Annotated in this window: 20 protein-coding genes and 1 pseudogene; 12 read left to right on the forward strand and 9 right to left on the reverse strand. The window is 36.7% G+C overall.

Going from position 1 to position 23,285, the window contains the following annotated elements:
• Positions 1-7 precede the first annotated feature (7 nt).
• A complete protein-coding gene (locus MKX53_RS00590) occupies positions 8-805 on the forward strand; it encodes a metallophosphoesterase (RefSeq protein WP_340908305.1) in 798 nt (265 codons plus the stop codon).
• Between the two features lie 46 nt (positions 806-851).
• On the opposite strand, the gene MKX53_RS00595 is transcribed toward MKX53_RS00590, so the two are convergent.
• From MKX53_RS00595 to putP, 7 genes and pseudogenes are all read right to left on the reverse strand, one after another.
• A complete protein-coding gene (locus MKX53_RS00595) occupies positions 852-1,043 on the reverse strand; it encodes a CsbD family protein (protein ID WP_093536676.1) in 192 nt (63 codons plus the stop codon).
• Positions 1,044-1,106: 63 nt separating this feature from the next.
• The gene (locus MKX53_RS00600) at positions 1,107-1,844 is read right to left on the reverse strand and encodes a hypothetical protein (protein ID WP_340908309.1); all 738 of its coding nucleotides are present in this window, start codon (positions 1,842-1,844) and stop codon (positions 1,107-1,109) included.
• Position 1,845: 1 nt separating this feature from the next.
• Positions 1,846-2,313: pseudogene (locus MKX53_RS00605) on the reverse strand (RNA polymerase sigma factor); the annotation flags it as partial.
• Positions 2,314-2,477: 164 nt separating this feature from the next.
• Complete coding sequence (locus MKX53_RS00610; protein ID WP_093536674.1) at positions 2,478-3,077, reverse strand: response regulator transcription factor; 600 nt, start codon at positions 3,075-3,077, stop codon at positions 2,478-2,480.
• A 2-nt stretch (positions 3,078-3,079) separates the two neighbouring features.
• The gene (locus MKX53_RS00615; protein ID WP_340908312.1) at positions 3,080-4,210 is read right to left on the reverse strand and encodes an ATP-binding protein; all 1,131 of its coding nucleotides are present in this window, start codon (positions 4,208-4,210) and stop codon (positions 3,080-3,082) included.
• An 89-nt stretch (positions 4,211-4,299) separates the two neighbouring features.
• On the reverse strand, positions 4,300-5,352 hold the full coding sequence (locus MKX53_RS00620) for a fatty acid desaturase (protein WP_093536670.1): 1,053 nt from the start codon (positions 5,350-5,352) through the stop codon (positions 4,300-4,302).
• A gap of 306 nt (positions 5,353-5,658) precedes the next feature.
• Positions 5,659-7,149, reverse strand: coding sequence for a sodium/proline symporter PutP (putP, locus tag MKX53_RS00625; protein WP_340908313.1), 1,491 nt, complete (start codon positions 7,147-7,149; stop codon positions 5,659-5,661).
• Positions 7,150-7,282: 133 nt separating this feature from the next.
• Between putP and MKX53_RS00630 the strand changes: the two genes are divergently transcribed.
• The gene (locus MKX53_RS00630; protein WP_340908315.1) at positions 7,283-8,446 is read left to right on the forward strand and encodes an exonuclease SbcCD subunit D; all 1,164 of its coding nucleotides are present in this window, start codon (positions 7,283-7,285) and stop codon (positions 8,444-8,446) included.
• Positions 8,443-11,523, forward strand: a complete 3,081-nt coding sequence (locus tag MKX53_RS00635; protein WP_340908317.1) for an SMC family ATPase — start codon at positions 8,443-8,445, stop codon at positions 11,521-11,523. The genes MKX53_RS00630 and MKX53_RS00635 overlap by 4 nt, the downstream gene beginning before the upstream one ends.
• Before the next feature lie 365 nt (positions 11,524-11,888).
• Here MKX53_RS00635 and MKX53_RS00640 read toward each other — a convergent pair whose 3' ends face one another.
• Positions 11,889-13,190 carry a M48 family metallopeptidase gene (locus tag MKX53_RS00640; protein ID WP_340761112.1) on the reverse strand — a complete coding sequence of 434 codons (1,302 nt, stop codon included), beginning with the start codon at positions 13,188-13,190 and terminating at the stop codon, positions 11,889-11,891.
• Positions 13,191-13,340: 150 nt separating this feature from the next.
• Between MKX53_RS00640 and MKX53_RS00645 the strand changes: the two genes are divergently transcribed.
• The 4 genes from MKX53_RS00645 (at position 13,341) to MKX53_RS00660 (ending at position 16,634) form a co-directional block, all read left to right on the forward strand.
• Positions 13,341-14,162, forward strand: coding sequence for an ABC transporter permease (locus tag MKX53_RS00645; protein ID WP_093536662.1), 822 nt, complete (start codon positions 13,341-13,343; stop codon positions 14,160-14,162).
• Positions 14,163-14,166: 4 nt separating this feature from the next.
• Entirely contained in the window at positions 14,167-14,946 is a 780-nt protein-coding gene (locus MKX53_RS00650; RefSeq protein WP_093536660.1) for an ABC transporter ATP-binding protein, read from the forward strand.
• Positions 14,947-14,957: 11 nt separating this feature from the next.
• Positions 14,958-16,043: an ABC transporter substrate-binding protein gene (locus tag MKX53_RS00655; RefSeq protein WP_340908319.1), complete on the forward strand. Its 1,086-nt coding sequence runs from the start codon at positions 14,958-14,960 to the stop codon at positions 16,041-16,043.
• 138 nt (positions 16,044-16,181) lie between these two features.
• Positions 16,182-16,634: a YaiI/YqxD family protein gene (locus MKX53_RS00660; protein ID WP_093536656.1), complete on the forward strand. Its 453-nt coding sequence runs from the start codon at positions 16,182-16,184 to the stop codon at positions 16,632-16,634.
• Positions 16,635-16,638: 4 nt separating this feature from the next.
• On the opposite strand, the gene MKX53_RS00665 is transcribed toward MKX53_RS00660, so the two are convergent.
• Positions 16,639-17,490, reverse strand: a complete 852-nt coding sequence (locus MKX53_RS00665; protein ID WP_340908321.1) for a glycerophosphodiester phosphodiesterase family protein — start codon at positions 17,488-17,490, stop codon at positions 16,639-16,641.
• Between the two features lie 188 nt (positions 17,491-17,678).
• Between MKX53_RS00665 and MKX53_RS00670 the strand changes: the two genes are divergently transcribed.
• From MKX53_RS00670 to trhO, 5 genes are all read left to right on the forward strand, one after another.
• A complete protein-coding gene (locus tag MKX53_RS00670) occupies positions 17,679-18,809 on the forward strand; it encodes an ABC transporter ATP-binding protein (RefSeq protein WP_340908324.1) in 1,131 nt (376 codons plus the stop codon).
• A complete protein-coding gene (locus MKX53_RS00675; protein WP_093536650.1) occupies positions 18,806-19,717 on the forward strand; it encodes a carbohydrate ABC transporter permease in 912 nt (303 codons plus the stop codon). Before MKX53_RS00670 ends, MKX53_RS00675 begins: the two co-directional genes overlap by 4 nt.
• A complete protein-coding gene (locus MKX53_RS00680; protein ID WP_340908327.1) occupies positions 19,714-20,526 on the forward strand; it encodes a carbohydrate ABC transporter permease in 813 nt (270 codons plus the stop codon). The genes MKX53_RS00675 and MKX53_RS00680 overlap by 4 nt, the downstream gene beginning before the upstream one ends.
• A 37-nt stretch (positions 20,527-20,563) precedes the next feature.
• Positions 20,564-21,931: an ABC transporter substrate-binding protein gene (locus MKX53_RS00685; RefSeq protein ID WP_340908329.1), complete on the forward strand. Its 1,368-nt coding sequence runs from the start codon at positions 20,564-20,566 to the stop codon at positions 21,929-21,931.
• A 143-nt stretch (positions 21,932-22,074) separates the two neighbouring features.
• Complete coding sequence (trhO, locus tag MKX53_RS00690) at positions 22,075-23,022, forward strand: oxygen-dependent tRNA uridine(34) hydroxylase TrhO (protein WP_340908332.1); 948 nt, start codon at positions 22,075-22,077, stop codon at positions 23,020-23,022.
• Positions 23,023-23,285 lie beyond the last annotated feature (263 nt).

A 23,285-nucleotide genomic window follows, 5' to 3' on the forward strand; every position in this document is an offset into this window, starting at 1 on the left:
AAAATAAATGAAGAAACTGTTAATGTTAATCGTAGTGGTTATTACTTTATTGTACATAAGTAATAGTAGGATTCAAACTACCGAAATTATTGTAGAATCAGATAAAGTTCCTATGAGTTATGATGGAGTGAAAATCCTGCAGATTTCGGACTTACATGATGCAACCTTTGGAGAAAACCAGGAGAACTTAGTTGAAAAGATAAAGAAAACAAAAGCAGAACTTATTTTTATCACAGGAGATCTAGTTGATAGTAACCGATATAATTTGGACCAAAGTTTAGAATTAGTAAGGCAGATTATAGATTTTGCTCCCATTTATTACGTAACGGGAAACCACGAAATCGCTACTAATGACACCGAGAACATAAAGAATTCCTTAACTGAACTTGGCGTAAATGTACTGTCTAATGAGGAACAAATAATAGAACATAAAGGGGAAGACATTCGAATTATCGGTATCGAAGATCCTCTAAATGGAGTTTTAGTAAGCGAGGCTTTAAGTCAATTTGCGGATAATGATTTATTTACTCTCGTACTTTCCCATCGACCTGAGACTTTTCAAGATTATGTAGAGAACAAAATGGATGTTGTTTTTACTGGACATGCACATGGTGGGCAGTTTCGACTTCCAGGACTTGGGGGACTAGTGGCACCAGGACAAGGCTTTTTCCCAACATACACTGCTGGAATGTATACCGAGAACAGTACGCATATGGTTGTGAGTAGGGGATTGGGTAATAGTGCAATTCCATTTAGAATATTCAATTCACCTGAGATCGTCGTTGTGACATTAAAGAGTATCTAAAAGGAAAAAGACCGCTGACTAATTTAATTAGCCAGCGGTCTTGCTTTTATAAGTGTTTATCTTTGCGGTCGAAGCGGTCTTTTAGTTCTCCTACTTCTTGTTGAACTTCACCTTTTAACTTATCCACTTTACCTTCTGCTTGTAATTTATGATCGTTGGTTGCATTTCCAACTTGGTCTTTTGCTTCACCTTTTGTTTTGTTTACGGCACCTTTAACTTTGTCAGATAATCCACTCATGTAAATTCCTCCTTCAGTTTTTATACTCTACTATTTAAATACCCTGGTGGAGAAGTTTTAAACTTACTCTACTATCTTAAACTCTTGCAGCATAGCATAAAATCTTGCGCCATGGCCTTCCGCTGCTTCTAAAAAATATCTCTCCGTAATGACAAAGCTTCCACCTTTTAAATTATCTACAACGTATACATTTGTTACAGGACTATTCCATTCTGATCCGCTAATACCGTGTAATTTAAAACCTTCTACTGGATCAGACACAGATTCTGTTTCTGTCACCTTTGTATATTCCGAAGCAAGGTCTGTTTCTAGGGTCATGACCATTTCTTGAGGAGTGATATCTGTATACTGTTTAATTTCCATTGAGACTTCGGGATACCTTTTTTCTAATGGCTCTTTAGTTGTGATAATATCAGACGTTTCACCTGGTACAAGTTTATAGCGGTCTTCATCTATATAGATAATATAGTTGGAATCCTTCCCTTCTTGTAGATTTACATTAGTTTCTTCGTTGTTTCCTTCAATACTTTGTATAATCTCTTTTTCCGGAACGAACATATCTTTTATTTGTTTAATAAAGGCATTACCTGACTCCGTTTGTGTGCTAAATAGAATCATTACTCCAGCTGCAGCAGCAATAGCGATTGGAATTATTTTGGATTTTCTTTTCTTCTCTTTTTGGCTTTTCGTTTGGAAGAGTTCTTGGTCTATTTGGCTCCAAATATCATCTTTTAATGCAGAAGGAGTATCTTTCGTATGGTCTAAAATTTCTTTCTTAACTCGATCATCTAATTGGTCCATTTTAACTTCCCTCCATTTCCAGCAATTCTAATTGAGTCTTTAACAAGTTTCTTCCGTTAAAAAGCCTCGATTTCACAGTGTTCTGATTCAAATCGAGGATAGTAGCAATTTCTTTCTCAGAAAAACCCTTTATATATTTGAGTAAAATAGGAATGCGATATATGTCAGCCATATTTTGAATCATGCTATACAAGTCGGACAAATTCTCTTTTGAATGCTCCCTCAGCTGTTCCTTATTTTCCATTGTAGAAGTGTCGATTGGAGTATTTTTCTTTTCTTTTGATAAAATACGATAACATTCATTAACTAAAATACGATAAAACCATGCATCGAACGGAAGAGTGGAGTTGTAGGAAGATATATTACGATAAACTCGTATAAAAGCTTCTTGCACTGCATCCTTTGCGTGTTCGTCATTTCTTGTTATTGCTTTTGCTGTACTAATCGCATAGTTTTCATACATATCGTAAAACTGTTTAAAGTATCACGGCTACCGTTTCTAATGTCTTCTAAGATGTCATTATTCATGTACGCTTTTTCCCTCCCTTCACTATATATACCCTGCGAGTTCTCAAAAAGTTTAGTCCATAACAAAAAAAGCTTAAAGCAGAGTGCTTTAAGCTTTTACGATTACTATTTAAACCATCCTTTTTCTTTAAATCTAGAAATGGCCTCAATTCGATTTCCAACGTCTAGTTTATCTAAAATAACGGAGATATAATTGCGGACAGTGCCCGTAGTGATAAATAGTTCTCCGGCAATTTCTTTTGTGTTTTTTCCATTTGCTATTAACTCGAGAACCTGACTTTCACGTTCTGTAAGAGGATTTTCTTCTTCGTAAGCCATATCCACAAGCTCAGGAGCGTATATTCGACGACCATCCATAATTACACGAATAGAATTTGCTAGCTCTTCACTTGGACTATCCTTTAATAGGTACCCATTTACGCCTGCTTTACGTGCACGCTCAAAATATCCAGCCCTTGCAAAGGTGGTCAAAATGATTACCTTACAATCATTTTCTTTTAGTTCTTCTGCAGCATCCAGTCCAGTTTTAATAGGCATCTCAATATCCATAATACAAACATCTGGTTGCAATTGTTCAATCAGTTTTAATACTTCTTCACCATTATTGGCCTTACCTACAACTTCCATATCCTCTTCCAAATCGAGTAGTGAACCAAGAGCTCCTAGCACCATTCGTTGATCTTCTGCAATGACAATTCGTATCATGTCTATTCCTCCTGACTGGGTTGCTGTATAACATTGGGTACCCGTATATTCAGTGTAGTTCCATTTTTCGAATGAATATCTAAGGTTCCATTTACAAATTCAAGTCTTTCTCTCATGCCACGTAGGCCATGCCCCTTAGACCAATTTACCTTCTCTCCCATACCTTGGCCGTTATCATACACTTTTAGTAGAGTTTCTTTTGCTGATTGTTTGATAGAAATAGAGCAAGTAGATGCGCTACTATGTTTCACTACATTATTTACTGCTTCTTTTAAACACATACTAAGTACATTTTCTACAAGCAATGGAGTATTTACTAATTTAGGTGTACCAGTTACCGTACACTCTATCTGTGCAGCTTTTAGTATTTGGTTGATCCGGAAAAGTTCATCTTCAAGTTTAGTTCCGCGCATATTTGTAACCAATTCTCGAACCTCTTTTAAGACAGAACGCGCGGTTTGGTTGATATCCAATATTTCTATTTTAGCGGCTTGTGGATTTTTTTCGATCAATCGGCCCGCTAAATCACTTTTAAGTCCGATCAGCGAGAGCTTTTGTCCAAGCGTATCATGCAAATCTCTCGCGATTCTTTCTCTTTCTTCAATAATAATATACTGGGAAATCTTTATTTGTGCTTCTTCTAGTTGGTCCTCTAATGCTTCTCGTTGGTTTCGAGTATATGTATTGAAGGGCAACAAAATAACACCTATCAAACAAATGATAAGAAACGGCATATGGGATAGAAATAACTCAGTTTGGGTAAAAAATCCGATAATAACAGCCGCAATTGTAGCAACTAGATGAATACTATATATAACAAAGAAGCTAAATCTTCTCTTTATATTCCCGATTAAAAAGGACAAGAAAATAGAGAAGTATATATAACCGTATAGGTAGGTCATCCAAACACTGATGGAAATTTGTAGTGCAACGGAGAGATATAGTAACCAACCTTTAGTAGAAAAGGATGAACGATAGGCAATGAAAAATAGTAAGGTTAGTGCTAAACCAATAACAATCTCTAAAGGAGTTGTAGATCTAAATATAAAAAAGAATGGAAAAATGCAAAAAACAATCCAAGCATAAATACTTAGCCAAGGATATTTGGGGAATATTTGATACCATTTGGACATGTATTTCACCTTCTTACCTATGTATAGTTATATTCATTATAATGCAAAAACCATTCCTAGGTAATTCTGGGAATGGTTTTTGCAGAATTTTACTTACTTTCAAATGTTGAGTTTTTTGAGTTCAACTTCGTATTTTGCTTAGTATTATTTAATAAATGTTTTATCTCTTTAAAGTTAACAAAACTTTTATTATCCTCATCGAATAGTCGGAAGTGGATAGACTCCAAACTCTTACGTAAGTTAATCGTAGTAGCTTGGTGTAAAGGTGGTGTAGAGTCATGCGCTTTTTCTAAGTTATAGTTAGGAACACGTGGACTTAGATGATGCACATGATGGAATCCGATATTTCCAGTTACCCATTGTAAAACACGTGGCAACTTGTAATAAGAGCTTCCTTCTATAGCTGCTTTTACATAATCCCATTCTGACTCATCTTCAAAATAAGAATCTTCAAATTGATGCTGAACATAAAATAACCAAATTCCTAATGAACCAGCTACGAAAAGTATTGTTCCTTGGATAATCGCAAATGCTTGCCATCCAATTAACCAAATCATTAATGCATAAATAGCAACTACAGATATATTGATTAAATACGTATTGTTGCGTTCTTTTCCGCGGGCACCTTTACGGTTTATACGATTGCTTACTAAGAAAAGTAGCGCTGGTCCTAAACCGAACATTACGATCGGGTTTCTATATAAACGATAGGAAAGTCTTTTCATTGGTGTTGCTTCTATATATTCATCAACGGTCATCATCCAAATATCGCCGACACCGCGTTTGTCTAGGTTTCCACTAGTAGCATGATGGATATTATGTTCGCGTTTCCATTTTTCATAGGCAAAAAGCGTAATGATTCCGGTGATTGTTCCAGTAATATCATTGGCTTTTTTATTTTTAAAGAAAGAACCATGTGTACAATCATGAAAGATGATGAATACTCGAACGACAAATCCTGCTGCGATAACAGACAAAGCAACGGTTAGCCAAACGGACACATCTAAACTTATATAAGCTAAAAACCATAAGATGAAAAATGGTGGGATAGTGTTGATTAGTTGAATAATACTCTTATTTAACTCTGAGTTTTCAAAGGGTTTTACGTTTTTACGTAATGCGAGTGTTTTTTCTCTGCTCATTTTATTCCTCCTAGTAAGAACTATTACCTTAATAATAAGGAAAATCACAAATTAGTAGTAGGCATAAACGTCAAGTCATAAGTATGACAAGTGTCATATAGGACATTAGGTTATACCAACTTAAAAGAGTGAATAGTCCTTTATAATAAGAGCAAAAGCAGCACCTCCATGAAGAGATGCTGCTTGCATAAACATATAATTATCCTTACCCAGTTATTAAATAACCTTTGAATAACAAAACGTATTCATAGAAATAATTTGTGTAAGAAATTTTTACAAATTCGTGTTATTACTGGATTTTTAATGTTATTTTTCTTTACTTTCCTTCAACAAACGTAATGTTTCATCGAATTCTTTTTCGATTTCAGCATTCGGTTTGTATGTCATTAAGCTGACTACAACTGCCACGATCAATGCAAGAACAAAACCAGGGACGATTTCATATAGTGCTCCTGAAAGTGTATCATTTGTACCCCAGAATACTACAACGACAGCCCCGACAATCATACTTGCTAATGCACCAGTGGAAGTAATTTTTCTCCAGTAAAGTGTTAGCAAGATAACCGGACCAAATGCTGCACCGAAGCCTGCCCACGCAAATGCAACAAGACCTAAGATTGTTTCATTTTGTTCCCAAGCAAGGATGGCAGCAGCGACGGAAACTACTAATACAGCGATACGACCATAGTTTACATATGTTCTGTCGGATGCATCAGTTTTAATAATGGCTTTGTATAAATCCTCTATTAAAGCTGAAGAAGTAACGATTAATTGAGATGAGATTGTACTCATAATAGCTGCTAAAACTGCTGCTAATACTAAACCAGCGATAAACGGATGGAAAACAACTTGTCCTAGTGCGATGAATATTGCCTCTGGACTTGATAGGGATAACTCTGGATTTTGTTGGTAGTATGCAACTCCAACAAGTGCAGTAGCAATTGCACCTACAAGACTTAGGATCATCCAACCGATACCAATTCTGCGAGCTTGTTTAGTTTCTTTAACAGAACTAATAGCCATAAAGCGAACGATAATATGTGGCTGTCCAAAGTAACCAAGGCCCCAAGCTATAGAGGAAATGATACCTGCAGCTGTTGTTCCAGCGATAAGACTTAAGTGCGTAGGGTTTACAGCTTTAATAGACTCCACTGTTTCACCAATTCCACCAGTCATAAATACACCAAAGATTGGTACACATATTAAAGCCAGGAACATAAGTAATCCTTGAAGGAAATCTGTATAACTAACAGCAAGGAACCCTCCAAATAATGTATAAGCTACAACTACTGCTGATACGACTAAAAGTCCTGTATGATAGTCTAAACCGAATGAGCTTTCAAAGAAAACTCCTCCCGCTACCATTCCAGAGGATACATAAAACGTGAAAAATAGTAAAATGATTAAACCGGATGCAACACGTAATAATCGAGATGATTGCTTTAAACGGCTTTCTAAATAACTAGGAATTGTAATAGAATTGCTTGATACTTCTGTGTATACACGAAGTCTCGGTGCTACGTATAGCCAGTTTAAATATGCACCAATTGTAAGACCGATGGCAATCCAAGCTTCACCCATTCCTGATAAATAAATTGCGCCTGGTAAACCCATAAGTAACCAACCAGACATATCTGCAGCCCCAGCACTAAGTGCTGTAACAGCGGGACCTAGTGAGCGTCCGCCGAGCATATAATCCGTTAAATTGGTAGTTTTTCTGTAAGAGTACCACCCAATTGCGAGCATTGCGAGCATATAAATTATAATGGCCGCGAGTTGATAAGTTTCTGCTGACATGATAAATCCTCCTCCCTTTTTTCATCATAACATGGAGGTAAACGAGGTGCATCAAAAATTTTTCAATATCCATAATTTCCTATTACTTTAGAATTATCAAATAAACGAATATTAATAGAAGGAGTGAATTAAATTGAAATTTTTTCACACAGCAGACTGGCATCTGGGTAAATTGGTTCAAGGGATATATATGACAGAGGATCAACGATTTGTATTAGAACAATTTCTCCAAGCAATTGATATAGAAAAGCCAGATGCAGTAATTATTGCAGGAGACTTGTACGATCGAGCAGTACCACCAACGGAAGCGGTACACTTATTGGATGAATTGTTTGCAGAGATTGTGTTGAAACGCAATACCCCATTATTAACTATTGCAGGAAACCATGATAGCCCTAGTCGACTAAACTTTGGTAGCCAGCTTATGAAAGAAACGGGTTTACATATTGTGGGACAATTAAGTCAGAACATGCAATCTATAGTTTTAAACGATACTTATGGAGAGGTGCATTTCCACCTTGTGCCATACGCGGATCCTTCCCAAGTCCGATATCTAATGGAAGATGAGACAATAATTACACATAACCAAGCTATGAAAAAAATAATAGAATTAATAGAAGAGAAGATGGAAAAAACAAAAAGGCATGTATTTGTAGGACATGCCTTTGTTACTCCACATGGTCAAGAACAGGAAAATACAAGTGATTCCGAACGTCCTTTAGCTATAGGTGGAGCAGAATATGTAAATGCAAGTCTATTCCAACCGTTTCATTACACGGCTCTAGGGCATTTACATCAAGCCCACTATGTTTTAAACGAAACAATCCGCTATTCAGGTTCACCACTAAAATATTCTATTTCGGAGGAGCACCATAAAAAGGGCTTTTTCATCGTGGAGATGGATGCAGAAGGTAAAACGACTGTAGAAAAAAGATTACTTGCACCAACTCGAGATATGAGAACGGTTGAGGGTTTTTTGCAGGATATATTAAAGCAACCTGTTAGTGAAGATTATGTGTTCGTGAAATTACTAGATGATACGCCAGTTTTATCTCCGATGGAACAAATCCGGACCGTTTATCCTAATGCCATGCACGTCGAAAGAAAAGCGTTTCAATTAATTAGTTTGTCAGAAGAACCAGAAGTTGGGCGGACGAAAAAGGATGAATATACACTGTTCCGTTCGTTTTACTCCGAAGTAAGTGGTAAAGAAGCATCGGTAGAGACCGGGGAAATATTTAAAGAAGTATTAACTGTATTAGCACGAGAAGAACGGGAAGGGGGAAAATCCAATTGAAACCGATTCAACTGAAAATGAGTGCGTTTGGTCCTTATAAATTCACAGAAACAATTGACTTTACTGAACTAAAAGGAAATCGGCTATTTGTTATTTCCGGAGCAACAGGAGCAGGGAAAACAACTATATTTGATGGGATTTGTTTTGCGCTTTACGGTTCAGGAAGCGGGGAGGATCGTCGCGATACGAAAACGATGCGTAGTGATTTCGCAACAGATGATACACATACTTCTGTTGAGTTAGTCTTCGAGATACATAATAGACGTTACCGCATATTGCGACAATTAGGTCACGTGAAAAAAGGCAATAAAGGTGCAACGGGTGAACGATATGAATTTTTTGAGATACAAGCTACTGGAGAAGTACCTGTTGTCGAACGACAGATTGTATCGGAGATCAACAAAAAGGTAGAAGAAATCATTGGGTTGACTTTAGATCAGTTCAGTCAAATTGTCATGCTCCCACAGGGAGAGTTTCGAAAGCTATTGACCTCTACTACAGAAAACAAAGAAGCTATTTTACGAAAGATTTTTAAAACAGAGCCCTACAAAATGATTCATGAAAAACTCAAAGAGAAAAAGATAATTGCAGAGGCAGAACTTAGAAAAGAACAATTGACACAGGATAATTTTACAGAAAAAATTATTGCTTCCTTTCCACTACGTGAATCTAACCTTTTTACATTAATAAATGAAGCTAATTTTAACACCTTTCAATTAGTAGAGGCATTAAAAGAAGAGACTACCTTTTACAAAGAGAAAATTATACAAGACGAACGTAAATATGAAGAAGCATATGACCTTCATATGAACAAACAGAAAGTCTACCATGAAACCAAAGCTATCAATGATCGCTTTATCGAGTTGGAAGTAAAGGAACAACAACTTAAGGCATTAAAAGAGCGTGAAAATGAGTTCTTAGAAAAGCAGCAACAGTTAGATTCTGCGGAGCGTGCAAGTATTATAGAGCCAATTGAAGCTTATTTCAATGAGCTTGAGCTAGAGGTTAGAGGAAAGCGGACTTTATTGGAGAAAGCGCAGAAAGAAAATATGATTGCAGAGGATAATTTGAAACAAACAGAAATTATCTTTACAACCGAATCGAATAATAAAGAAGCACGCGAAAAAAGTGTGGAAATGGTTATCTACTTAAACAGTCTATTACCTATATTTGAAGAGTTGGAGATTAAGAGGGAAGAGTTGTTATTACTTGAAAAAGGTAGTTTAGAGGCTGAACAAAAGCTTTCGACAATAGCTGCTAATCTCCAAAAACATAAGAACTTGTTAAAAGAACAGAAGTTAGAAATAGAGAAGTTAGAAGAACTACTAGAACCTTTAGACAGTAAGGTGCAACAGCTTACTTTGCTCCAAGCGCAGCATAACAAACTGCAAGAATATAAAGTCGTTGACCAGGAACTGCATATACTGATCTCAGCGGAAGCCAAGCAACAGGACAAATTTGAACAATGCAAAGAAACGTATGAGGATATTGAACAACAGTGGTTAGGGAATCAGGCAAGTTTAATTGCATCTAAACTAGTAGAGGGCGAGCCATGTCCAGTATGTGGTAGCAAAGAGCATTCCACATTGCATATTGATATAGGTGAAAGTTTTGTTGATGAAGGTGAGCTTCGAATGGCGAAGGCTGCGTTAAATAAGGAAGAATCGACTTTATTGACCTTTAAAGCGAAAAAAGAAACAGCAGAAGCTCAAATACAAAAAGTGCTCGTTCAGTTGAAGGAACATGAAGTAGAGGCAGTATTGGTCGAGCAAGTAGAAACCAATCTGCTCGATTTGCAAAGAGAGGTACAGCAACTTCGCTTAAAAAAAGAACTGCTATTTTCTTTAAAACAACCTTATAAAGAGTCCATAGCCAAAGTTGAAAATCTAGAACAGAGTAACTTAGAGATGGAAGCATTTTACAGAGAGCAGTCAAGCCAAGTGAAGCAAGCAAGAGCGGTATATGAGTCGAAGCTTTCCACAATACCTGGTCATATACCGACTTTACAAAATCTACAAACAGAAATTACTTTTGCAACAAAGCAAAAAGAACAATTAGCCCTTGCATGGGAAAATGTACAAAATAGGATGCAGTCTTCCCATGATGCGTGTACCACAGCCCGCTTAGCACTAGAGCATACCTCTAAATCATTACAAGAGGCGGGAGTAAAACGCGAAAAAGCTTTAACTCAATTTAGAGAATCCTTGAGCAAAGCAACGTTTGAAACTTTAGAAGAGTATTTGGCTGCTAAACTAACCGAAACAGAGCGCTCAGCCCTAAAATATCAATGTGAAGAATATAAGCAAAGGCTCCATACATTTACGGAGCAAGTAAGAGAAAGAAAAGGACAACTGGAAAACAAAACAAAAGTTGAACTAAAGCCTCTTGAGGATGAATTGAATCAGTTAAAGGAAATGTACGAGCAGGCTTTAACGATATGTAATAGTACAAAAGAGTACGTAAAGGCAGGAAAAGAAATAGAAGATAAGATTGCTTCTACTAGTGAGAGAATTACTCTATTAGAGGAACAAGTACATCGAATTATGGATCTCTATGACATATTGAGGGGGCATAACCAAAAGAAAATATCATTTGAGCGATATGTACAAATAGAATACTTGGAGCAAATTGTTCAGGCAGCGAACGAACGATTAAAGCATATGTCGAATGGTCAGTTCCAATTGCTGCGAAGTGATAGACAGGAAACGCATGGGAAACAAAGTGGACTCGGGTTGGATGTATATGATGCTTATACAGGTCAGAAACGAGACGTAAAAACATTGTCAGGTGGCGAAAAGTTTAATGCTTCCTTATGTCTAGCACTTGGAATGGCCGATGTTATTCAAAGCTTCCAAGGTAATATTCGTATCGAGACCATGTTTATCGATGAAGGATTCGGATCTCTTGATGAGGAGTCTCTCAACAAAGCAATCGATACATTAGTTGATCTGCAAAAATCTGGACGTATGATTGGCGTTATCTCCCATGTAGCAGAGCTAAAAGCAGCCATCCCAGCCATTCTAGAAGTGGAGAAACAAAAAGCAGGTTATAGCAGTACAAAATTTGTTATTAAATAAACCAATTTCATAATAGATTCTTTTGTGAAATCCGGATATGATTTCCCTGACTGTTTATAATGAATTAATTAGCAGCAACTAATAAATGAGTAGAAATTGATTAATTATAAATAGAACGGAATAAAATTGTGTTATTTTGGATAGAAGATAATAGTAGTCTAGCTCAATAAAAAGTACCTTTCATTAGTTGTCTAAGAGATGTAGGCAGGCGACTGACTGACAAACAACATAAGAATAACAAAAAAGTGATATTGGTTATGACGGACGTCACAACCAATATCACTAAAATTCAAACGATAATAATAGAAAGTCTAAAGTCCTTCGAAAGCAATAGAAACAGGACATCTTATGCTTTATCTCAATACTTATCTTATAATATCTAAAAATTCTTCCTCGCTATACACCTCAAGCATGTTTAAGGCGGATAAACCTTGTGGGTCAACTATCTTTGGATCTGCTCCATACTCATATAGGAGAGCAGCCATTTCATAGTTTTGGTATTCCAATGCAGCGGTTAACGTATTAGAGTAATTATCTGAGGTATTTGGATTAGCCCCAGCCTCTAATAACTTTTCTGCTATCGCAATATTTCCTGCGTATATTGCATAATGAAGAGCAGTTGTTCGCTCTGAGTCCATCTCTTCTATATCAATTCCACTAGATAGTAGACTATTAACTTTTTCTTCATCCCCATCTGAAACAGCTTCCATTAGAGGAGTTAAGGTCAATGAATACTCATCACTTAAATAATCTTCTTCAGGAGATAGTTCATTGAAAATACTCCCAGAAAACAAACTAGCATAAGTAAGTGTACCAGCTGCAAATAAAGCTATGACCGCAATATAACAAACAAAGAAAATTCCAATGAGTGCACCCACTCCAAGAGCAATTTTGCTGGAGTTAGAATAGTAATTTGGTGTACCTTCTATTCTCATAAAGTTCCCGACAGCTTGAATTCGTTTAGGTAAAAGTGGATGACTGGATAATACTTCGCTTAACCATACGGCAATATTCGATTCTGTATGGATTTGTTCCAAATATGCGTCTTCGTTTACCTCTGAATATAACTTTTTTCCAACGCCAAGAATGGTAAGTGCTTGTTTAGCAGCCATTCCATTTTGTATATAATAGGCAGCTTCACGATCACAGGTATATTCACATGATCTACTATACGCTTGCGAGAGAAATGGTATAAATTGTGCAGGCATGATTAAAATGTTCTTCCACACATGTCTTCTCTTTACATGAGAAAGTTCGTGGGCAATGATAAAATCGAGCTCTGCTTCACCTCGTTCTCTAGCTAACTCAAAAACTTCCGAATAAATAACTACCATATTTCTTCCTAGAAATCTTGTAGCAAATGCATTAAATGCTCCTTCTGAATGAATAACGAACACATCAGGAACTTTTTTTATGTTCATTTTTTCAGACAAAGACACGACACGCGCGTATACATCTGGGAATTGCTTTTCACTAATACGTATCCCATTTCCTCGAATAGAGCCGAGCATAACTACATTAGCATAAAGTAAAAATACGAAAAGAATTAATAAAATAGCAATACCAAATAATGACACGATAGCAAGTATGTATAATAACAAACTGAAAATAACACTAATAACGAAATATGGCATTTCCCTATTAGAAGTTAACTCCTTCGACGACAAATAAATTACCTCCCCCAAATATTTACCAATTTATCATCCTACGTCTTTTCTGTCAAACTAGAAAATTCTGATAGATACTATCTAGTATACCGTATGTCTTTCACACAAATTCCCCTTTCATCATATTATTTTTACAAGAGGTGGTGAAAAATGCACGAGGAAAAAGAGGGTAAATTATACAATCCCTATGAAATGGAACAACAAGAATGGAAGAAGCGACAAGTAAAAGAGAGAGGAAAACAATTATTAACCATTATTTCTCCTATTTTCATTCTTTTACTTTGGGAAATTTGTTCAAGAACAGGTGTACTTGATATACGATTTTTTCCACCCCCATCTGCCATTGTTTCTACATTTTTTGAATTGATGACAAGTGGGTTGTTATGGACACATATTTCTGTCTCTTTGTATAGAATAGCCGCTGGATTTTTATTAGGTGTAATACCAGGAATAATTATTGGGCTACTAATGGGATTGTACGCCCCGATCCGTCATTTTATCTCACCGATTGTCATGGCATTTATGCCTATCCCGACTTTGGCTTTACTACCGATCATCATTATCCTTTTTGGTATTGGAGATTTTTCAAAAGTTGTTACTATTGCAGGAAGTGTATTTTTCCCAGTGGTTATTAATACTGTCGCTGGCGTATTGAATATAGAAAAAGTTCACTTAGACGTAGCCAAAAATTATGGTGCAAGCCCCACTGATTTCTTTCTTAGAATTGCTTTCCCGGGCGCCCTTCCAGTTATGTTAGAAGGAATTCAAATGGGGCAGGCGATTGCGTTACTGACGATTGTCGCGGCTGAGATGATGGGGGCAACATCAGGTATCGGTTATTTAATCTGGACTTCCTATAAAGCGTTTATGTTAAAAGAAATGTTCGTCGGATTGATCCTCATTTCTTTCTTTGGATTTATGTTTTCTCTTTTATTACGCGGATTACAAAGAAAAATTATCCCTTGGAGGTGATTAGATGGACCAACCAGTAAAAATTTCTATTGATAATCTCACGAAAGTATTTTATAAAAAAAATAATAGTGTGACAGCTATACAAAATATTACGTTAAACGTAGAAGAAGGAGAGTTTGTCTGTATAGTTGGTCCAAGTGGATGTGGAAAAACAACTTTACTACGAATACTTGCTGACCTGGAACAACCAAGTTCGGGTACATTTTCAATAGAATCAGATACAGACTTCCGGCCATTGCAATCAATGGTATTTCAAGAAAAGGGAGTTATTCCTTGGTTGACTGTAGAAGAAAATGTAGCATTCGGGCTGAATATGCGTCATCTGCCTAAAGAGTTTGTTCGAAAGCAAACTAATTATTATTTAAAAAAAGTTGGTCTTACAAAGTTCTCAAAGCTATACCCAAAAGAACTTTCAGGAGGCATGAAACAACGGATAAGTATTGCACGAGCTTTTGCAAATGATCCGGAGATATTGCTAATGGATGAACCATTTGCAGCGCTGGATGAACAGAACAAGTTCATCTTGCAAGAAGAGTTGCTATCTATTTGGTCTGAGACGAAAAAAACAGTGATTTTTATTACGCATAGTATAGATGAGGCTTTGTTATTAAGTGACCGTATTGTATTGATGAGTGCTCAACCGGGAGAGATAGTAGAAGAGATAAAAGTACCTCTGCCAAGACCACGTACGATGGAGCAAGTTCGTGCCAATCTGGAAATGGCGGAGCAGTTTATAGCGATCTGGAATCATCTACAGCAGGAAGTTCAAAAGTCGAGAAAGTAAGGAGGAAATATGTGAAAAAGTGGGGCTTTTTAATTGTAGTATCTTTTGTACTTTTACTAAGTGCATGTAGTTCTAAAGATAAGGACAGTTCATCCAAAGTAGATGATGAGGTGAGTAAAGAAAATCCTTCAGGAGATCTTGCACCACTAGAGGAAAAGGTTAAGGTTGTTATCGCTGAGGATGGATCTGCCTCTGGAGCTGGGTTTTATATCGCAAAAGAAAAAGGGTACTTTGAGGATTACAATATAGATGTAGAGTTTGCGGTGTTCTCGAATAGTGATGAAATGTTGCCGGCCCTTGCTTCTGGAGATGTAGATATCGCAGGAGGAGTATCGACTGCGTCATTCTTTAATGCTATTGCACAAGGAATTGACGTGAAAATTATTGCAGACAAAGGGCATAATGTTCCAGGAAAATCTTATTTTTCATTTGTAATTGGAAATCAAATGGTAGATGAAATAAAAAGTTATGAAGATTTTAAGGGGAAAAAAATTGCAATATCCTCTAAAAACTCGATTGATGAATATATCTATTTGGAAATGCTAAAGCATGCTGGATTAACAACTGAGGATGTAGAGCTTGTATTACTTGCAGATTTCGGAAGTATGTTAGGTGCAATTGAAAATGGATCGATTGATGCAGCATTACAAATTGAGCCATTAATAGCGCAAGGTGTTGAAAATGGGTTTCATCAACGGTTTGGAGATGCGACTGACTATGCACCTGAGTCTCAAATTGCTATGGTATTAGGTTCACCACAGTTCATGAATGATGAACAGGAGGTTTCCCTGCGGTTCATGGCTGCCTATTTAAAAGGGGTTCGTGATTACAATGATGCCTTTATTAAAGGGGAGAACAAAGCTGAAATTATAGACATCATGACAAAGCATACATCTCTAAAAGATACTTCGCTTTGGGAAAAAGTATTTGTAACTGGATTAAACCCAGACGGTACAATGTTTTTAGATGATGTATTAAAACAATATAATGCATACAAAGAAAACGGAGCTATTAGTGGGGATGTAGATTTTGATAAGGCGGTAGATGCGTCGGTAACAGAAAAAGCAGTAGAAATTTTAGGAGCATATGAAAAGTAAACGTCCAGAAATTTGGGCGTTTTTTTTTCAAAGAGAAGGATAAGTAGGAAGGTTTAAAGGCAATTCCGACAGATTATACTTTACTAGATTGGATATAATATAATGTAAGGATAAGCAAGTGAAAATGAGGTGCGTAAAATGGTAAATGTTTTAGTTGATGCTGACGGATGTCCAGTAGTAGATTTAACGATTTTTGTGTCGAAAAAGTTTAAAATGAACGTTACTTTACTATGTGATACTGCGCATTATATGCAACGAGAAGGTGCAGATACAATAATGGTATCTAAAGGAGCAGATGCAGTAGACTTTGTTCTAGTAAATAGAGTGAAAAAAGGGGACATAGTCGTTACCCAAGACTATGGCCTAGCGGCAATGGTATTGGCTAAGCAAGGTTTTGCAATCGATCAAAACGGACGCTGGTATACTCCTGAGAACATTGACCAACTGTTAGACAGTCGCCATATATCTAAGAAAATTAGACAGGCAGGGGGGCGCTTAAAGGGTCCTAAGAAACGTCAAAAAGAAGACAATGAAAAATTTGAAGCAAGCTTCCATAAATTATGTGAGCATGCGCTTCAAGCAGGAAGTTAACTTTCTACTGGAGCTCACTTAAGATGGGATTATCAACAAATACCCCGTTCGCATCAAGATGGATCGCATTCTTCATTTCATTTTCAGTTTTAATAGAATATAGATGCACCTGCATTCCATTTAATTGGGCTTCGTGAATAAATTCTTGATCGACCGATTTTAAATTAACCCCAATTCCACTAGCATAAGTTTGCAAACGTTCATAATCTAAATGAGATAACGCAGCTTTCTCTTTGAAACTAAACAGTTGAACAAGAGGAAGCGTCGGCTCTAGTGTATGAAACTTTGTTAAAGTATCCTCATTGAACGACTCCACAATAACTTTTGGCAAGGAGTGGTCCTCTCCTAATAAATCATACTTTTTTAATAAACTGAAAAGCTTCTCTTCCATTCCCTTATAAATACGTGGTGACTTTAACTCAATATAATAATTTACATCATCCCCGAACTGAACAAAAATCTCTTCTAAGGTGGGGACTTTCTCTTCTTCAAACTCTTTGTTAGCCAAATCTGGATATGCTTCATTAAACCATTTCCCTGCATTTAACTGCTTCATTTCTTCCAACGTATACTCCTTTACAAAGCCAAGTCCATCCGTTGTACGATCAACCTTTTCGTCGTGCATAGCAACTAACACTCCATCCTTTGTCATTTGTAAATCTATTTCAATATAGTCTACATCCGCTTGGTGGGCTATCTCATAAGCAGTCATCGTATGCTCCGGTGCAAAAGCAGAAGCCCCGCGGTGCGCTATGATTAATAACTTGTCGTTGGAAATTGGTTGTATACTGTTTTCCGAGTTATCACAGCCTGCTATTAAACATAAACTTACTAGTATAGTAAATAATAAGCGCATGAGAGACTCCTTTCTAGTAAAGTTTTAATAAGATTTAGTTAAAAGTGTAAATATTCAGTAAAAACTGACAATTACTTTACATTATAAAGTTTTGTCTAGTAGAATGAGTTTATTGGAATAATTAACATCTATTTTAGCTAGGTCGTCACTATAATTTTACTTGATAAAGGTAGAGAGGATGGAATGCTATGAAGAGGGTTGAATTGATTGATATCTCCAAATCGTATGATAAGCAATCTAACGTTATATCCAATATTAACGTAACTATTGAACCGGGGGAATTTTTTGTTCTCGTCGGTCCTTCAGGATGCGGAAAAAGTACAATGCTTCGAATGATTGCGGGATTAGAAGATATAACGGGTGGGACCTTGAAAATTGGTGACATAGAAGTGAATGACTTGCCACCAAGCAAACGAGATTTATCCATGGTGTTTCAAAACTATGCATTATATCCTCACCTATCGGTTGAAGACAACATTCAATTTGGTTTACATGTGAAAAAAATTGATAAAAAAGAGCGAGCTAAACGAACAAGTGAAGTAGCAGAAATGCTTGGGTTGACGGATTACTTAAAGCGGAAACCTAGAGAGTTATCGGGTGGTCAGCGTCAAAGAGTCGCATTAGCTCGAGCAATTGTAACAGAAGCACCTATTTGTTTAATGGATGAACCCCTATCTAATTTAGATGCAAAGCTACGGGCACATATGCGTTCTGAAATAAGGCAAATCCAAAGACGTTTAGGAATTACGATGATTTATGTGACACATGACCAAATCGAAGCAATGACTATGGGTGATCGAATAATGATTCTCCATGAGGGATCCATCCAGCAAATAGGCAAGCCTATCGACATTTATAATAATCCGGCTAACCCTTTTGTCGCTACATTTATAGGTTCACCTCCTATGAATCTAGCAACTGGTGTTGGCGATAAAATAATGAGTACAATTCGATTAAGCGATTCTATTGTGATTCCAATACCAATAGCAGATGTGCATTATTTAACTGAACAAATAATTGTAGGGATACGACCTGAGCATATTAAAGCAGCAACCAAAGAGACAGTGGAAAAAGACAAATTCATAGTGGAAGTTTCCAATGTAGAAATTTTAGGTAATGAAACAATTTTCACCTTTTTATTAAATGGGGAATCCTGGCAAGTTAAGTGGAGTGGACAATGGCAAATTGAAATAGGCGATAATATTCCTTTAATGATGAATTATGAATCCTTCTGCTTTTTTGATAGTGAGACAAAGAAAATTATTAAAACTCCATCAGACGTCGAAAATCATGTATTTGGTAAAGAGGTATTTGTATGACGACGGTAACCAAACGAAGAAAAATAAGCTATTGGCAACGGTCATCTAATGTGAGGACCGCCCTATTGTATTTATTGCCCTCCATTATACTATTTACAGTATTTGTTTTTTATCCGATGTTTCGAACTATTTACTTAAGCTTCTTTTTAACAGATCAAGCAGGTGAAGCTGCGATTTTTGTGGGTCTAGAAAACTATACTTATTTACTAGAATCGGATGCATTTCTCAACAGTATTAAAGCAACGTTCTTATTTGTTTTGTATACAGTTCCAACAGGAATCATTATTGCCCTCATTTTAGCGTTACTCGCAAATGAAAAACTGAGAGGTATCGGGTTTTTCAGAACGATCTATGCTTCCACAATGGGGGTATCTGTAGCAGCCTCCTCAGTCGTTTGGTTATTTTTATTTCACCCAAGTGTTGGGATGTTCAATAAATTTTTGAATATCTTTAATCTCCCACAAATTGAATGGCTATTAGATCCAACATGGGCATTATTTTCAGTGTCCCTCTCGACTATTTGGCTAAATACAGGGTTTTCCTTTTTGATAATACTTGGTGGTTTACAAAACATTGATGAGTATTTATACGAGAGTGCACGTATTGATGGTGCTAGTTATTGGTATCGATTAAAGAGGATTACAATCCCTATGCTCTCTCCAACTTTGTTTTTCATCATTACCATTTCACTTATAAATGCTTTTCAAACTTTTGGACAAATTGATATTTTAACGAAAGGTGGACCCTCTCAATCTACCAATTTAATCGTATATTCCATTTATAGAGAAGCGTTCATCAATTATCAATTCGGAACAGCGAGTGCCCAGGCGGTGTTCTTGTTTATATGTATTTTAATCGTAACAATTTTACAATTTAAGCTTGGGGAAAAGAAGGTGCATTACCAATGAGGGTATGGAAAAAGCTAGTTCTTTATTTCTTATTGATTGTTACATCAATTATTATGTTTTTTCCCATCATTTACGCATTTATGATAAGTTTCATGACGGGTGGAGAGATTTTATCTGGAAAGTTACTACCGTCTACCTTTAGTCTTGATAATTATGTAAAGGTGTTTGATCGGCTTCCTTTATTAAATTACCTGATCAATAGTTTTGTTGTTTCACTGGGAGTAATGCTTGGTCAGTTAGTTGTTTGTAGCTTGGCTGCATATGCATTTGTATTTATCACGTTTAAGGGTAGAGATTTTATCTTTTTCTTATTTATATCCACGATGATGATTCCGTGGGAAGCGACGATGATTCCAAACTTTTTCACCATCCAAAAACTAGATTGGATTAATACTTATCAAGGAATGACATTGCCGTTTTTTGCTTTAGCATTTGGGACATTTTTACTGAGACAACACTTTAAGACTATTCCAAAAGAACTTCATGAGGCTTCGCAAATAGCAGGATTGAGTAAGTTTGGATTTTTCTTTCGAGTAGTATTACCTGTTTCAAAAACAAGTCTTGTTACATTAGGGGCTTATGGGTTTTTGACAACATGGAATATGTATTTATGGCCACTTTTAGTGACAACCAATAACTCGGTTCGTACCGTCCAAATCGGTTTGAAGCAACTTCAATCGCAAGAAGTAGCAACAGAATGGGGGGTGGTTATGGCAGGCGTAATTGTAGTAATCATACCAACACTACTATTATTATTTTTAGGTCAAAAGCAATTACAAAAAGGGTTAACGCAAGGAGCTCTAAAATAAAGGTTGTTCAAAACTAAAAAAGAGGTGTACGTTAATTATGAGGAAATCATCTAAATTTGGATTTTTAGCTTTATTATTACTTAGTCTTTTTGCTTTAGTAGCATGTACCAACAGTGATAGTAGTTCGTCTGAAAAAGATGGTAATGAGGGAGAAACAGAAAAAGAAGTAGTTACCACTGAAGAAGGCAAAACAGTTATTTCCTTTTGGCATGCAATGTCTGGAGCAGGTCAGACTTCTTTAGATGCTATTGTTGCAGATTTTAATGCATCTCAGGATAAATATGAAGTGCAGGCAGAATTCCAAGGGTCATATGAAGAATCATTAACGAAGCTTCGTAGTGTTGGAGGTACAAAAGATGCTCCAGCCATAACGCAGGTATTTGAAGTAGGAACAAAATATATGATTGATAGTGGCTTTGTAGAGCCAATCCAGAATTTTATCGATAAAGACAAATATGACCTTTCTCAGCTGGAAGAAAATATATTAAATTACTACACGGTAGATGATCAGTTATACTCTATGCCATTTAACTCGTCAACACCCGTAATGCTTTATAACAAAGATGCATTTAAAGCGGCTGGTCTGGATCCAGAAAAAGCCCCAGAAACATTTTCGGAGGTTATTGATGCAGCTGCAAAATTGAAAACAGATGATATGAAAGGTTTCTCCATGCTGACATATGGATGGTTTTTTGAAGAGTTAGTTGCTACGCAAGGTGGTCTATATGTAAATGAAGAAAATGGTCGTGCTGGTGATGCAACAGAAGCTACTTTCAATGGACCAGAAGGACTAAATGCCTTCAATTTTTTAGACACGATGAACAAAGCAGGAACTTTCGGGAACTTTGGAACAAATTGGGATGATATTCGAGCAGCATTCCAATCTGGAAAAGTTGCAATGTATATGGATTCCTCTGCAGGGGTAAAAGGTATTATTGATAACGCTCCTTTTGAAGTAGGAGCAGCATATATTCCGTACGCTGACGAAGTAAAACGTAATGGTGTTGTTATTGGTGGTGCATCCCTATGGATGTCTAAAGGAATTGCAGAAGCAGAACAAGAAGCAGCTTGGGAATTTATGAAATACTTAACTACGCCAGAGATTCAAGCAAGATGGCACTTAGAAACAGGGTACTTCGCCATTAACCCATCTGCATATGAAGAACAAAACGTCAAAGATGCATGGGAGGTTACACCACAGTTAAAAGTTACTGTAGATCAATTGCAAAGCACTGAGCCTTCTATTGCTACACAAGGTGCTCTAATATCGGTATTTCCTGAATCACGTCAACAGATTGTAACGGCTCTTGAAAATCTATACCAAGGAATGGATGCTCAGGAAGCGCTAGATGCAGCTGCAGAAGGTACCAATCGTGCGATAGAAATTGCCAATAAAACAAAATAGACAAGAATATATAAACGAACAAGAGGCATTCATATGCTTGCTTGTTCGTTTTTTGATTATAAAAAGAAAACAATCTATTTAACATTTGCTGTTTTTTTTGGTATATTATACGGTGGACAAAATTAGAAAAGGTGGAGTAAAAAATGGACACAAATGCATACAGAGTATTACTTTACTATAAATATGTCCCGATTGAAGATCCAGTAATATTTGCGCAAGAACATCTTGCAGCATGTAAGGAAATCGGGTTAAAAGGGCGTATTTTAGTATCAGACGAAGGTATAAACGGAACTTGTTCAGGTACGTTTGAACAAACTGAGGCATACATGAATATGATGAAGGCAGACCAACGATTTGCTGACATGGTGTATAAAATAGATGAAGCAGAAGGACATGCCTTTAAAAAAATGCATGTACGTCCTAAAAAAGAGATTGTGCATTTAGGATTAGCGGACGATATTAATCCAAATGAAATAACAGGACAATACCTTTCTCCAAAAGAGTTTTTCGAACAAATGCAGGCAGAGGATACAGTTGTCATTGATGCTCGTAATGATTATGAATTCGATCTAGGACATTTCCGTGGTGCGATTCGTCCAGAAATTCGCAACTTCCGGGACCTACCAGACTGGATGATTGAAAACAAAGAAATGTTCGAAGGTAAAAAAGTACTTACGTATTGTACTGGCGGAATACGCTGTGAAAAATTCTCAGGATGGTTAGTAAGAGAAGGCTTTGAGGGTGTTGGTCAACTACATGGTGGAATTGCAACTTACGCCAAGGATCCAGAAGTACGTGGACAACTTTGGGATGGACAAATGTACGTATTCGATGAGCGTATCGCTGTCCCGGTAAACCAGGTAGAGCATGTCGTGGTTGGTAAAGACCATTTCACAGGGGAGCCATGTGAGCGTTATGTAAACTGCGCAAATCCTGATTGTAATGACAAAATTCTTTGCTCAGAAGAAAACGAACATAAGTATCTGCGCAGCTGTTCGGACGAATGCCGCGAGCATCCACGCAATCGTTACATCGTAGAACATAAATTATCTGAAGAAGAAGTAGAAGCTAGATTAGCTGCTATAAAATAGTAAACGAAAGCCCATGCTAATTACTAGCATGGGCTTATTTAATAGATATGAAAATCCTTTCCACGAGCACGACTTCAAACTACCGACCTCTAATTTAAATGGAATATTTCTGAAATGATTTCAGCACTTCCTGGAGAAAACATAAATATTGATAACGCAATACATAATAGTCCAACAACTATTAAAATGAATTTTTTGTTTTCAAGTAGCCCCTTAATTACAAAAAATATTCCTACGAATAGTATTAAGAAATACCAAAATCC

The sequence above is a fragment of the Psychrobacillus sp. FSL K6-4615 genome, from assembly GCF_038008225.1.
Taxonomy (GTDB): Bacteria; Bacillota; Bacilli; order Bacillales_A; family Planococcaceae; genus Psychrobacillus; species Psychrobacillus psychrotolerans.